General features: G+C 52.3%; 13 protein-coding genes and 2 pseudogenes. 14 read left to right on the top strand and 1 reads right to left on the bottom strand.

The window, feature by feature from the left end; translation table 11 throughout:
• Positions 1-136: 136 nt before the first annotated feature.
• A pseudogene (locus F3089_RS16100) lies at positions 137-229 on the top strand (PIG-L family deacetylase); the annotation flags it as partial.
• Positions 230-310: 81 nt separating this feature from the next.
• Positions 311-922 carry a class I SAM-dependent methyltransferase gene (locus F3089_RS15520; protein WP_151441693.1) on the top strand — a complete coding sequence of 204 codons (612 nt, stop codon included), beginning with the start codon at positions 311-313 and terminating at the stop codon, positions 920-922.
• A 190-nt stretch (positions 923-1112) separates the two neighbouring features.
• Here the strand turns inward: F3089_RS15520 and F3089_RS15525 are convergent.
• Positions 1113-1385: pseudogene (locus tag F3089_RS15525) on the bottom strand (integrase core domain-containing protein); the annotation flags it as partial.
• 106 nt (positions 1386-1491) lie between these two features.
• Between F3089_RS15525 and F3089_RS15530 the strand changes: the two are divergent.
• From F3089_RS15530 to F3089_RS16105, 12 genes are all read left to right on the top strand, one after another.
• Positions 1492-3017, top strand: a protein-coding gene (locus F3089_RS15530) for an IS3 family transposase (RefSeq protein WP_151441695.1) whose coding sequence is annotated in 2 segments (ribosomal slippage) — positions 1492-1951 and positions 1951-3017 — 1527 coding nt in all. Because the reading frame shifts where the segments join, the coding sequence is not laid out codon by codon here.
• A 657-nt stretch (positions 3018-3674) separates the two neighbouring features.
• Positions 3675-4313 (top strand): PIG-L deacetylase family protein, encoded by a 639-nt coding sequence (locus F3089_RS15535; RefSeq protein ID WP_151441696.1) that lies wholly within the window; start codon positions 3675-3677, stop codon positions 4311-4313.
• A gap of 4 nt (positions 4314-4317) precedes the next feature.
• Complete coding sequence (locus F3089_RS15540; RefSeq protein WP_151441697.1) at positions 4318-5316, top strand: sulfotransferase; 999 nt, start codon at positions 4318-4320, stop codon at positions 5314-5316.
• On the top strand, positions 5306-6025 hold the full coding sequence (locus F3089_RS15545) for a WbqC family protein (protein ID WP_151441698.1): 720 nt from the start codon (positions 5306-5308) through the stop codon (positions 6023-6025). Before F3089_RS15540 ends, F3089_RS15545 begins: the two co-directional genes overlap by 11 nt.
• 132 nt (positions 6026-6157) lie before the next feature.
• The gene (locus F3089_RS15550) at positions 6158-7288 is read left to right on the top strand and encodes a glycosyltransferase family 4 protein (RefSeq protein ID WP_151441699.1); all 1131 of its coding nucleotides are present in this window, start codon (positions 6158-6160) and stop codon (positions 7286-7288) included.
• Positions 7289-7708: 420 nt separating this feature from the next.
• On the top strand, positions 7709-8959 hold the full coding sequence (locus F3089_RS15555; RefSeq protein WP_151441700.1) for a glycosyltransferase family 4 protein: 1251 nt from the start codon (positions 7709-7711) through the stop codon (positions 8957-8959).
• On the top strand, positions 8956-9819 hold the full coding sequence (locus tag F3089_RS15560; RefSeq protein ID WP_151441701.1) for a hypothetical protein: 864 nt from the start codon (positions 8956-8958) through the stop codon (positions 9817-9819). Before F3089_RS15555 ends, F3089_RS15560 begins: the two co-directional genes overlap by 4 nt.
• Positions 9816-10793 carry a sulfotransferase gene (locus tag F3089_RS15565; RefSeq protein ID WP_192497415.1) on the top strand — a complete coding sequence of 326 codons (978 nt, stop codon included), beginning with the start codon at positions 9816-9818 and terminating at the stop codon, positions 10791-10793. Before F3089_RS15560 ends, F3089_RS15565 begins: the two co-directional genes overlap by 4 nt.
• Positions 10794-10820: 27 nt before the next feature.
• On the top strand, positions 10821-11459 hold the full coding sequence (locus F3089_RS15570; protein WP_151441705.1) for a sugar transferase: 639 nt from the start codon (positions 10821-10823) through the stop codon (positions 11457-11459).
• 291 nt (positions 11460-11750) lie between these two features.
• A complete protein-coding gene (locus tag F3089_RS15575; RefSeq protein ID WP_225741797.1) occupies positions 11751-12173 on the top strand; it encodes a type II toxin-antitoxin system MqsA family antitoxin in 423 nt (140 codons plus the stop codon).
• A 22-nt stretch (positions 12174-12195) separates the two neighbouring features.
• Positions 12196-12555 carry a hypothetical protein gene (locus F3089_RS15580; protein ID WP_151441704.1) on the top strand — a complete coding sequence of 120 codons (360 nt, stop codon included), beginning with the start codon at positions 12196-12198 and terminating at the stop codon, positions 12553-12555.
• A gap of 240 nt (positions 12556-12795) precedes the next feature.
• On the top strand, positions 12796-13252 hold a 457-nt coding region (locus tag F3089_RS16105), incomplete at its 3' end, for a hypothetical protein (RefSeq protein ID WP_225741796.1).

The raw sequence follows: 13252 nt of genomic DNA on the forward strand, positions 1-13252 counted from the left end.
CTAAGATCGGCAATACAGTGTAAAGCCAGGATCGAAATAATAAGCCACCGCTTGAGCATAATCCGCTTACTCTTGAGATCTGATCATCCGGAACCTGACAGTTAATGATTTATCAATTAGGATTAAAGGACATTCAATGGCGCCATTTTATAATGTACTCGTCCTCGCACCGCATACAGATGATGCTGAACTCGGTTGTGGAGGGACGATTGCTCGCTTAATAGAAGAAATGCTTGCTTCTCGTGGTTACGAAGAATTATAGTATTCGTCTAAGAATTTTTATGTGATTCTAGATGCTGAAGGTGGCTAGATGTTTAATGGTATAAGTGCTTTTTTTAAAGATAAAAACTACAACCCAAAAGAATATTGGAATCAACGGACTGATCCAAATAATGAAAAAGGAAATGAGCAGGAGAGGGTTGCTTTTGACAGGGACTACATTGATCGTCAGGTTCGAGGATCCAGCTCAGTTTTAGAGTTAGGGCCAGGAGTAGGCAGAACATTTGATGCGTATAATAAAGGCGTTAATGTTTCAGCTCTTGATATTTCCGAAAACTATAAAGAACAATTAGTTGAGGAAGCAACAAAAAGATCTTTGGGCATCTCTTTTTGTTGCCTTGATAGAGCAGATTCAAGTTTTCCATATTCTGATAAAAAATTTCCTGTAGGTGTTGCATCACAAGTCCTTTTGCACATTCCTCCAGCCAATATTAAGCACACAATTTCGGAATTGGTTAGAACTTGCGAAAAGGTTGTAATAATAACATTTTATGAGCACTCCCCTGAGCGGAAAAACAAAAAAGCAAAGCATGTTTTTAACCATGATTATATAAAAATAATTAGTGAGCTAGGATGTCAGATTGATAATCTGGTTATGAAAGATAAGAGAATTTATTTTACTGTTCAAGATTATTCTGGGTGAAAACACTTCACTTATATTTTTGGTGCTACTATCACGATAAAGTTCCGGAGTAAAGTTACAGTTATTATAGGTTCCTGTTTAGGGATGTATAAAATCGCATGGCTAATGCGTTAAAATCAAGATTTAAATACCTTTTTTGAAACTCAGGGAACCTCTGAACGGTGTCTGTCAAGGAAGTTGGAACTCATCCCTACGCGGCCTCTAATACTGGCTCCGGGTTCAGCCAGACGGCACCGACTGGCTCCCAGTTGCGGGTATTTTGAGACCAGCGTTCTGGATTGCGGGCCTTGGCCTGCTCGTAAAGCCGGGCCCGCTGCTCAAGGATTGCCACCTCCTGCCCTTCGTGGCGCTGCTGCGGCGTGACATAGCGAACCGCACTATGACGGTGCTCATGGTTGTACCACTGAACGAACTCCAGAACCCACTGCTGTGCCTGATCCAGGCTTTCGAAGCCCTCCGGCGGATCTGCTGAGGTCAATTTTTCAGCATCCCCCCCACTGTCAGGATAGTTGGAACCTCATCCGATGTTAGAGTCTTACACTGAATCGGGGGCGTTTGAGAGAGTTCCAATGCGATATTCCGAAGAGCGCCGGGAAGCAGTTCTGAAGAAGCTGTTGCCACCGCATAATCGAACCGTTACCCAGTTGGCCAAGGAAGAAGGTATCTCCACGGCAACGCTGTACAACTGGCGTAAGCAGGCCCGTGCCCGAGGCCAGCTGCTTCCGGAGAACAGCCCTGACCCCGAAGGCTGGAGCTCCCAGGACAAGTTCAATGCCGTGCTGGAGACCGCCGCGCTCAGCGAAGCTGAATTGGCCGAGTATTGCCGCCAACGTGGCCTGTACCCGGAGCAGATCCAGCGCTGGCGCGCCAGCTGTGAGCAGGCCAATGATGCCGCCGATGCTGCTGCCTCACGCGAAGCGGAAAACGCCAAGTCCCAGCGCAAGCGCAACAAGGAGCTGGAGCGTGAACTAAAGCGCAAGGAGTCGGCCCTGGCTGAGACAGCAGCCCTTTTGACGCTTCGAAAAAAGGCCAATGCGATCTGGGGGGACGAGGACGAATGACCAGTGTCCCGGATCGCCGTGAAGCTGTCTCGCTGGTCGAAGAGGCCGTGGCTCATGGGGCGCGACTCAAAAGTGCCTGTGCGGAGCTTGGCATTGGGTACAACACCTATCGGCGCTGGCGCCGTGGCAGTGGCGATGCGCGCCCGCATGCTCAGCGGCCAACGCCGGCCAATGCGTTGACTCAGATCGAGCGTGATCAGGTTTTGGCTGTAACGCACCGCCCTGAGTTTGGAAGTCTGCCGCCGGGCCAGATCGTTCCCAGACTGCTTGATGAAGAAGGTCTGTACCTGGCGTCGGAATCGACCTTCTATCGGGTAATGCGCAGCGCTGGCGAACAACATCGTCGTGGCCGGGCAGCGCCGCCGAGCCAGCCCGGGCCTCCGAGACGCCATCAGGCCACAGGCCCCAATCAGATTTGGAGTTGGGATGTCACCTATATGCCCACGCGTATTCGCGGCCACTTCTATTACCTGTATCTGATCATCGACATCTACTCGCGCAAGATCACCGGCTTCGAGGCCTTTGATCGCGAAAGCGCCGCCAACAGCCGCGCTGTCATAGAGCGTGCGGTGCTGCGAGAAGGTGTGGCCCACCGCCCGCTGGTGCTGCATGCTGATAATGGCAGCGCCATGAAAGGCGCCACACTTCGAGCCCGGCTCGACACCCTGGGTATTACCGCCTCGCACAGCCGTCCGCGTGTGTCGAACGACAATGCCTTCTCGGAGTCGCTGTTCCGTACCTGCAAGTACCGGCCAAGCTATCCGCCGGAAGGCTTCGACAGCTTGGAGCAAGCGCAGCAGTGGGTGCTTGAGTTCGTGAACTGGTATAACCATGAGCATCGCCACAGTGCGATCCGCTATGTCACGGCGCAGCAGCGGCATAGTGGGCAGGATATTGAGATCCTTGAGCAACGAAAACGAACTTATGAGCAAGCTAAGCGTCGGAACCCGCACCGCTGGGCCGGAGGTACTCGAAACTGGACCCCGGTGGGAGACGTCTGGCTCAACCCGGAACCGGCATTAGAGGCGGCGTAGGGATGGGTTCCAACTTCCTTGACAGATACCGATCCCGAACCAACTTATATCGTCAGCCAATGTTCGGCTACTTTATTTCGGATTAGTATTAACCGCATTGGCACTATCCTTATATAAGGATACGATATTTAACCAAGTAACCTGGCGTTTTATGCCCAAATACTATGGCGCTTTTTACACAAGGATCGGAAATTGGAAGGAGAATTTTCAGCTGTGGCAGGAAAGCCCTTTATTTGGTATCGGGCTTTTGAAGCATTCAGACTTCCTGAAACACAGTGTGGATAATGAATGGTTACTTCTGGCCCGCGCAGGAGGTATCCTGTTGGTAAGCTTAGTTTCAGTCGGTTTATTTAGCAAAAAAACCCTGCGAAAAACTTGACCTTTTCTCGGTCGCTTGCTTTTTCGGCTGCCCTTTTCATGATTCCCGCAGCGTTCTTTTACAGCCTTATTATTATGCCGCTCAGTCTTATGCTATTTACTATTGCGACTCCCATTCCATGGAAAACTCTAAAAACGTCTCCCTAAGATCTGCAATACAGTGTAAAGTCAGGATCGAAATAATAAGCCACCGCTTGAGCATAATCCGCTTACTCTTGAGATCTGATCATCCGGAACCTGACAGTTAATGATTTATCAATTAGGATTAAAGGATATTCAATGGCGCCATTTTATAATGTACTCGTCCTCGCACCGCATACAGATGATGCTGAACTCGGTTGTGGAGGGACGATTGCTCGCTTAATAGAAGAGGGAGCAAGTGTTACCGTCGCTGCGTTTTCCACCGCGGCGGAATCTCTTCCGTCAGGAATGCCGTCCGATCAACTTGAACGTGAGTTCAAAGAAGGGATGTCGCGGCTTGGCGTACTCCCGGACCACATACTGGTGTATGGTTATCAGGTTCGACGGCTGTCATATTCAAGGCAGGAGGTTCTGGACGAAATTGTTGCAATGCGGCGACAGCTTAAACCAGACATGGTATTAATGCCAGCATCCACGGATTTGCATCAAGACCACCAAGTTGTTCACAACGAGGGGCTTCGTGCTTTCAAGGACATTACGATTTGGGGGTATGAGCTGCCATGGAATCACATAGATTTCGCCGCTCAAGCGTTCATGACTTTAGAAAAACATCATCTTGAAGCGAAGTGGCACGCATTGGAGGCCTATGAATCGCAAGTAGCCAAGGGTCGCCGGTATTTCCAGCGTGATTTAATGTTCGGCCTAGCTTCTGTGCGTGGCCTGCAAGTCAACACAAACTATGCGGAATCCTTCGAAGTCTACAGGATAAGGATGTAATTCAATGAACCCATCATTTCGAGATCTCAATCTCGCCCGTAAGCCGGAGCAACTTAAGGATCCCGGCACGGAGAAGTTTTTAGAAAATATGAACGAGGCATTGAGGCATTCAGAACACGCGACGTATAAAGAGGAAATACCGCAATATCCTTTCATATTTATTATAGGGTTGCCTCGATCAGGTACGACGTTGTTGAGTCAAGTTATCGCAGCGGGCCTCGAAGTCGGATACATCGATAACTTGGCGGCACGGTTTTGGCTTGCACCGGTCACAGGCATTCGCCTCTCGCAATCTATTTTTGGTAGTAAACGGGTTAACAGTTTCCAGTCTCATTATGGTGCGACTCAGGATCCGGTTGACGTCCATGAATTCGGGTATTTTTGGCGGCACTGGTTGGGAAAGCAAACTTTCGCGGATATTAAAAACGCACGAGTACACGAGGATAATATCGACTGGAATGGTCTGCGCCGAAGTCTTGCAAACATGCAGCAATGCTTTAATGCTCCAATGTCGTTCAAAAACATATATGGTTCCTATCATATGGCGCGAATGCAACGGGAATTGGGTAAAGTTCTTTATATTTACATTGAACGTGACCCAGTAGACGTTGCCGTTTCTATCCTGAAAGCTCGTGAACGGCATTACTCTGATCTCAACAAGTGGTGGAGTTATGTTCCTCCAGAGTATGAGAAGCTTCTAGATAAAGACTATTGGACGCAGATAGCCGGCCAAGTACATTATTTGACGCGGTATTATCGTAAGGAATTTGCAGACATTGAAGACCAACGAACTGTTTTGAGTGTGACGTTTGAGGAGTTGTGCAAAAAACCAGAGAGTATTGTGGAGGCTGTCCGTAACCGTTTGTGGTCGGTCTTTGATTGTCAGGTAAGCACCACGGGCACGTTACCGACCCGATTTAACCTGAACGCGCATTCCGGTGAGGCCGAGCTCCGCTCGCGGTTTGCCGAGTTACTGGAGGATTTTCGTAGAAATGACCCCTGAACGAAACAGGCATCGAGTCATGGCGATGCATCAGCCGAATTACATCCCATGGTTAGGCTATTTTTATAAGATTGCGCATTGCGATGTATTTGTATACCTAGATGCGGTTCAATATCCTCGTGGTCGCTCAGTCGCCTCTCGGAATGAGATTAAAACGCCGCAAGGTAGGACTACATTGACGATCCCAGTGTCAGTCCCCAGGGGGCGTGATGGCAAGGCCTCGTATGGGGAGATTGAGTTCGCTGATGTCAAATGGCGCCAGAAACATCTCCGCGCGCTTGAAACAAATTACAGAAAAGCTCCCCATTTTCAAGACGTTCACCCCATGCTCGCAGCTCATATAGAGTCTGCTCCAAACTTACTGTCCTTAAACATCGGGCTCATTGAGGATATTGCCAAGTATCTCGAGCTAGATGCGGAACGCGTTTGCATGAGTACGCTTGGAGAAGAGTTTGGTCAAAAGACGGATTTGATTGCAGAGTTATGCCGTGCGACTGGTTCAGACACTTACCTTTCCGGGACTGGTGGAGGGCGTGATTACAATGACGAATCGCAGCTCGAATCCGAGGGCATCCAGCTGGTTTACAGTGAGTTTGAACCAGTCGGTTATGCTCAGTTGTGGGGCGAATTTGAACCGCGCCTTTCAATTGTCGACTCTCTATACAATCATGGCCGGAATACTCGTGGTTTGCTTGGCCTAGATATATGAAAATGTTATAAGAAGTCGCTTTTCACGAGGACGCTTGGGTGCGCCGAGAAAGAAGTATGCATGTCGCACTATTTTGTGCCGCCAAACGGTCAAATCAAACCGGCTTGATGCCGGCTATGTGTGGGGGGACTGATGACCAAGATTACAGTTTGCCATTTGTCATCGGTGCATGATGCCGGCGATGCCCGAATCGCGCTCAAAGAGTGCGCTACACTGGCCTCTGCCGGATTTCATGTGACGTTGGTCGCCCCTGGTGTGCGAGAGTCAGTGCCTGCGATGGTGAACTTCGTATCTTTCAGCCGTTATAGTTCGCGTTTGCGACGCTTCTTGCTTGGGGGGATAAGAATGTGGAGAGTCGCTCGCGCACAGTCGGCGGATGTTTACCATTTTCACGATCCCGAGCTTCTCCTCGTCGGACTCCTACTCAAGCTGCAAGGGGCGCGTGTGATTTACGATGCACACGAGAATGTTCCGGCGCAAATTCGAGCGAAGTCCTATATAAGAGTCAGTATTATCCGGCGATTTATCGCTGTGATGGCTGCAGCTGTAGAGCAGGCTTCTGTCAGAGTGCTAGATGGCGTCGTGGCCGCTGCGCCGAGTATAGTTAGGCGCTTTCCTGAATCCAAGGTTACCTTGGTCCGTAATTATCCGCGGGTGGAAAAGATTCAGAAGGCCTCTGCAGCACCAGCGCCTGAATTCCCTATGGCCATCTATGCTGGAACCCTCTCGGAGGCGCGTGGCGTACTCGATATGGTTCGGGCTGTTGGAACTCTCGAAGGGACGGTCCGGTTATGGCTTGCTGGACAGTGGCATGATGAGTCATTTCAGAGACGCTGTGAGGCGGAGGAGGGGTGGCGTTTCACTGAATACCTCGGGCGAGTGCCTGCAGAGACGGTTTATGGTCTGATGAAGTCAGCGACAGTTGGGCTGCACTGTCCTCGTGTTTCGCCCAACCACAGCGACGGGCTCGCAGTTAAGGTGTTTGAATACATGGCAAGCGGGCTCCCATTCGTTTCCACCGACGAGCCAGCCAAGCGTGCGAACTTCGCGGGAACGGCCTTATTCTCGCAAGGGGGGGATCCAAACTCGATAGCGGAACAAATTAGAAAGTTAGTCGAGGATCCCGCGCTAGGTGCAGAGCTAGGTGCGCAGGGTCTCGCGCGCATCGCAGAGGGTGCTTCCTGGGAAGGCGAAGGAGAAAGGTTAGTTGCATTCTACAGGAACATACTCGGTCGCGGAGAGTTGGCCAACAGAGGGAATTGAGAGACCGTTCCCGACGCGCTCGCCAATCACTCGTCCGGCAAGTCCCTTGAGAATGATCCGAGCTCTTAGCTGTTCGGCTGCCAGCATCTGACACCGGCGCAACTAACTGTTGAGTTCTTCGCGTTCCTAGTCGGTGATTTCCAATGGCTTGACCGGAAGTCCTATGACCACTTTCCATACTCTGAGTGTTTTCCAGATTATACATTCTGATCAAAATTTATGCGGCGGACTTTTGTTAAGGCTCACTAACACGAAATTGGCCGATCAACCCTGCATAACGCCCCCTTTTATACTGTCCTTGCATCCGTGAAACGTAGAATTCTTCAGGCCATGCACGCCAGCCTTATAGGACCGAGCAAGCAGCGGACAAAATCATTGCTAGCTTGAACTTGCACTGCAAATTGACCTCTCAGGAACACCATGCGAATCATCTACCTCCACCAGTATTTCAACACCCCGCAAATGAGCGGCGGTACCCGCTCCTACGAAATGGCGCGACGGCTGGTCGCGAGCGGTCATGAAGTGCACATGATTACATCATGGAGAGAGACTGGGGAACTTACAGGTGGAGATTGGTTCGAAACCGAAGAAGCAGGGATCCGAGTCCATTGGTTACCTGTTCCCTACAATAATGCAATGAGTTTCAGAGAAAGGCTCCAAGCATTTTTCAGGTTTGCCTTGAAGTCAGCGCGTAAGGCGGCGGGTCTGCCTGCGGATGTGGTATTCGCGACCAGTACGCCTCTGACCATTGCTATACCCGGTGCATACACAAAGTGGCGCCAAGGCATTCCCATGGTTTTCGAGATTCGCGATCTATGGCCGGAGCTTCCTATTGCAATGGGAGCATTAAAGAATCCCATCTCGAAGGCCATGGCGCACCGATTGGAGAGCTTTGCCTATCGATCCTCTAAAAGAATTGTGGCCTTGTCCCCCGGGATGCGGGATGGAGTCCTGCGATCCGGATACCCTCAGGCTAATATCTCGGTGATTCCCAACAGCTCCGATCTCGACTTTTTTGATCCATCCAGCGCTGCTCCTGAAGATTTTCTATCGCAACATCCTGAATTACGTGGCTACCCGCTAGTTGTTTACACGGGAACCCTTGGAGCCATAAACGGTGTCGACTATGTGCCCAGGATTGCTGCCGCAGCACGTGAACAGGGTTTGAACATTCAGTTCGCGGTTATTGGACGTGGCATTGATGAGTCACGTATCAGGGAAGAGGCTGAACGTTTGGGGGTGCTGGGATATAACTTCCACTTGTATCCACCAATTTCCAAGGCAGAAACTCCGAACGTTCTTGCCGCAGCGGATATTGCCCTTTCCCTTTTCATCAACCTCAAGCCAATGTGGGCGAACTCCGCCAATAAGTTCTTTGATGCATTAGCCTCAGGGACGCCGGTCGCCATCAACTACAGTGGATGGCAAGCGGATACGCTTAATGAGAGCGGCGCGGGTATCCAGCTACCACCGGAAGAACCACATGAGGCAGCCCGCCAACTGGGAGAGTTGCTTGCTCATCCTGATCGGTTGAAAGAAATGGGAGAGGCAGCACGGAGGTTGGCTGAGGAAAAGTTCAGCAGGGACAAACTTGCCGATGAACTGGAAAGTGTGTTGCTGGACGCTGTGTCGTCGCCAGACGATTCGCAAACAGGCACTACGCCCCAATGATTGGATACCACTATTTTCCCGGGGCACGCACATCCTGGCGCCTTCACCACGGCGTACTCATACCCTTGGGGATGCCACACGCTCTACCGCTTATAACCGCGCAGGAAATACGGCAAACGTTAATCGAACACCGCGCCTTCCTAGTCCGTTGGGAAGAGAGTTTTGACCAACAAGGTGAAGGTGAATGGTGGCACATCATCAAGGATGCCCCGGAAAGCCTGGAAACACTGAGCAGCAACACCAGAAGCAAGGTTCGTCGTGGCCTTAAAAATACGATCTCGAAGCCAACAGCCCGCGAAGTAATCCTGAACGAAGGGTATGACGTCTATCGTTCGGCCTTTGATCGCTATGAAACCTTTGAGGCCATGTTCTCCCCTTCTCAATTTCGGGAGGCGGTAGAAGCATTGCCTGCTGAGACCGAGTTCTGGGAAGCGCGTAACCGTGAAACCGGGGAGCTTATCGCGTTCAGCGAAAACCTCGTTCGGGATGAGGCCTGCTTTTACAACACCATGTGGTTCCAGCCTCAGGCTCTGAAGGCGTATGCGGGATACGCACTAATTCACGAGATGAATAAGCACTACCTCAATGACCGGAGTCTGCTCTACGTGAGTGACGGTGCCCGGAGCATCAGCCATAGCACCAATATCCATGACTTTCTTGAACAGAAGTTCGGGTTTCGGCGTGCCTATGCCCGGTTGCGGGTGGTTTATTTTCCCGGAGTAGGGGCTGCGGTAAGGCTTCTCTACCCGTTCAGGCAGTGGTTCGCGAGCCGTTCTTCCGGGGTTTTCCAGAAAATAGCCGTTCTGTTGGAGCAGGAGCGTATTCGTCGTGCTTGCATCGAGCAGGAGGAAAAAGCGTGACAGGCCGGCGCTCCCCGCTTGTCAGGGCAGCACGGCTGCTCCAACGATTTCCTCAAGGTTGGTTGCGCCCATTGGAGGCCCCGTTTGTCCGGGCGAAAGGATCAGAGAACGAGCCCAGGCTTGTCTTTCTTTTCGCCCTTCCACGCAGCGGGTCAACCCTGACCTATCAGGCACTGGTTCACGGCCTTCAGCCGGTTTATCTCAGTAATCTTTGGAATCTGTTGTATGGGGTTCCCTGGACAGGAGGCCAGCTTTCCCATACCCGTTGCGCTGGCTATGAATCTGATTTCCAGTCCAGCCAAGGCTTCGTTGAGGGGATGTGCGGGCCGGCAGAAGGGCTGCGTTTCTGGTCCTACTGGACAGGCTGCGGGCTGGATGAAACAGCAGTGCCCGCGATATCCCGAAACCGACTAGAGCAACGGGTTACCTATCTGCGGACTGTTATGTCGGCGTTAACCAGTGAGAAAACCCCGATGGTTTCCGGGTATTTAGGGCATGCTCTCATCGCGGAGCGGCTTCGCGAGTGGTTTCCCGAAGCCCTGTTCCTTCGGCTCCACCGGGATCCCCTGAGTAATGCAGCCTCGATCCTGCGCAGCCGGAAGGCGGGCTCCGGGGGCTGGTTCTCTGTGTTTCCCGAGGAGTGTAGGGATGTCATTGGTCAGGGTATACACGCAGAGGTTGCAGCGCAGGTCTACTGGTTGAACCGGCGGCTTTCATGGCTTGATGGTGACTCACAGACGGTTCATATCGACTATGAAAGGCTGTGTCGCGATCCAAACGATGCGCTCGGGGCGATTATCAACTCCTCCAACACAAAGGGGCTGGAGCTGGCGATGCAGCGGGCGCTACCCAATGCATTTGAGTATCGATTGGCCTCTCCGGAGGACGATGACGACACCACAAAGCTCGCCCGGGAACTTGAACGCCTGGAAACAGAACACGGCCCCCTTCCCAAACGCTCGATAATCCAATGAATGCTCCAGTCGAAACATCAGGGTGCTATGCCTGCCTCGGACACTGAAACGACTTCGAACCAGGGGCTGAACACAGCCCAGGCCTGCCTGAAACGCACTTTCGATGCCTCGGTTGCCCTGGTGGGGCTGCTCCTCACCTTCTGGCTCATCGCCCTGACCTGGCTTCTCGCCACTCTCGACACCCGCAGCAACGGCTTCTTCACCCAGAAGCGCGTGGGTAAGGACGGCCGGCTGTTTACCGTGGTCAAGCTTAAGACCATGCGCCCAAGCCGCGCCCACAAGACCACCATCACCCAGTCCGGCGACCCGCGCATCACGCCCCTGGGGCGTTTCTTCCGCAAGACCAAGCTGGATGAGCTGCCCCAGCTCTGGAACGTGCTGGTCGGCGACATGAGCTTTGTGGGGCCACGTCCGGACGTGCCCGGTTACGCGGACCGCCTAGAGGGTGAACAGCGCCTGCTGCTCACGATCCGCCCCGGCATCACCGGCCCCGCCACCCTGGCCTACCGCGACGAGGAAGCCATCCTCGCCGCCCAGCCGGACCCTGAGCGTTACAATGACGAGGTGATCTACCCGGACAAGGTGCGGATCAACCTGGCGTACATCCGGAACTGGCGGTTTCGGGATGATCTGGTTTATATCTGGCGGACGGTTTGTGGGGGATGAGGTTGCGAGTCGATGGTATCGCGAGCAAGGCTCGCTCCTACAAACGGTCGGGATTACGGGTGATGTTGCGGGCGCGGATCACGAGACTGTAGGAGCTTGCTTGCAAGCGATCCTGGATCATCGCGAGCGAAGCTGGACGATAAGACGCAGCGTTAGCCGATTGGCTAAACGGCTCCCGTTATGCCATCATCACAAAACTAACCATAATGGTTAGGAGCATTGAGTGCCTTTATACGACTTGGACGACGTAAGAGCGGCAAGGAGGCAACGTTAGCTTTTGAGGCTTTCCGTATGTACGAATGCAAAGCTTGCGGCTCGCACGACGTAACGCAGCACGCCGAGAATGAAAGTATCCGGTACCGTCAGGGCGCTGTAGACGTCGCTTTGTCGTATTGCGTCTGTAACGCCTGTGGGCGCGAATTCGTGCCGACAGAGGTCATTAAACAGAATGATGCATTGATCCGGGCTGCCAGGCGCGCTTACGACGGCCTGCTGTCTCCGGAACAAATCCGCCATGGCCGGCAGTCACTGGGACTGAGCCAGGAGGAAGCTGCCAGCGTGTTCGGCGGTGGTGCCAATGCCTTCTCCAAATATGAGCGGGGCGAAGTCACGCAGAGCGTGGCCATGGATCGGTTGATTCGGCTTTGCGTGAATCATCCAGAGTTGTTGGATGAGATCCGTTCCGGGTTCCATGAGGTGTCAACGCTCAGTTGACCTGCACTACCCGGCCGACGAAATGCGCCAGCAGTCAAAGCTCAGTGTCTCAGGCGATCTTATTTCTAAAGAAGCAGAGTCCGGAGGGGCGGATGAGCTCTACTTGAGGGCCTTCGTCAGTTTTGGGCTGCGCTTCGTGCGCAAAGAGGAAACCACAGAAAACAGCGACCAGGGCCCTCTCTCCGAGCTGACGGCGACCTTTGCTGTGATTTATCGAATGAGCCGGGAACTCCCGGATGACACCATCCAGGAATTCATTCAGCACAATGTGGTTCACAATGCCTGGCCCTTCTGGCGTGAGCATGCCATTCGTTCTGCCTCCGAGGCCAAGCTTCCCCGCCCGCAAATCGGCTTATTCAAGCCACGGGCTGAATCCGAATAACGCTGGCCTCAACAGTTGTGGGTGATGTTGCGGGTGCGGATCACAGAGCTGTAGGAGCTTGCTTTGCAAGCGATCCTGGAGAAATCGCGAGCGGGGCTCGCTCCTACGGATTATGCAAGAGGCAGGCGTTTGACCAACCCAACTGGCATGCTGTAGCTTTCTGCTCATCCATGGAAGAATCTTAACCAGAGAGGCCGCACGCTCACGAGCCGGTAGCCTCTAATAGCAGAAGCAACGGATATGCGAAAAGTCCTGTTTTCCACCCTATCAACCTGCTTGGTCGCCATATCGGTTTTCTCTCTTCCGATCGCGAACATTTACGCCTACTCCTATATAGTCCCACTTTGCCCAGAGACAGAGGTTTGGTCAGCGCTTCTTGAGCCGGTGGGTGGATGTGACTTTTATCTTTATGCACTCCAAGCCCTATTCGGGGGACTGCTTTTTTTATTTCTCAGGATCATTAATTCAAAATATCTATCCCCTTCTGAGCATCTGACACTGTTCTTTCTATCCTCAGTATTTCTGACATCGCTATCCGTGTACATCGGACGTTACTATTTCACGGAAGCACTTTGGTTTTTAATGCCGGTAATTGTTATATCACTAACCCGGATTTCTCACGAGAAGGCAGTAAAAGGAAGGAAGAAGCGGCTTAAAGTGGTAGAATTTCAGGACCTTACACCAAAAACACACCACC

It is taken from the genome of Halospina sp. K52047b, assembly GCF_008709855.1.
In the GTDB taxonomy this organism is placed as follows: Bacteria; Pseudomonadota; Gammaproteobacteria; order Pseudomonadales; family Oleiphilaceae; genus Halospina; species Halospina utahensis_B.

Bases quoted from the DNA above. Each gene is read 5' to 3' on its own strand.
- F3089_RS15520 (WP_151441693.1), top strand. From the start codon at position 311: ATGTTTAATGGTATAAGTGCTTTTTTTAAAGATAAAAACTACAACCCA.
- F3089_RS15535 (WP_151441696.1), top strand. From the start codon at position 3,675: ATGGCGCCATTTTATAATGTACTCGTCCTCGCACCGCATACAGATGAT.
- F3089_RS15540 (WP_151441697.1), top strand. From the start codon at position 4,318: ATGAACCCATCATTTCGAGATCTCAATCTCGCCCGTAAGCCGGAGCAA.
- F3089_RS15545 (WP_151441698.1), top strand. From the start codon at position 5,306: ATGACCCCTGAACGAAACAGGCATCGAGTCATGGCGATGCATCAGCCG.
- F3089_RS15550 (WP_151441699.1), top strand. From the start codon at position 6,158: ATGACCAAGATTACAGTTTGCCATTTGTCATCGGTGCATGATGCCGGC.
- F3089_RS15555 (WP_151441700.1), top strand. From the start codon at position 7,709: ATGCGAATCATCTACCTCCACCAGTATTTCAACACCCCGCAAATGAGC.
- F3089_RS15560 (WP_151441701.1), top strand. From the start codon at position 8,956: ATGATTGGATACCACTATTTTCCCGGGGCACGCACATCCTGGCGCCTT.
- F3089_RS15570 (WP_151441705.1), top strand. From the start codon at position 10,821: ATGCCTGCCTCGGACACTGAAACGACTTCGAACCAGGGGCTGAACACA.
- F3089_RS15575 (WP_225741797.1), top strand. From the start codon at position 11,751: ATGTACGAATGCAAAGCTTGCGGCTCGCACGACGTAACGCAGCACGCC.
- F3089_RS15580 (WP_151441704.1), top strand. From the start codon at position 12,196: ATGCGCCAGCAGTCAAAGCTCAGTGTCTCAGGCGATCTTATTTCTAAA.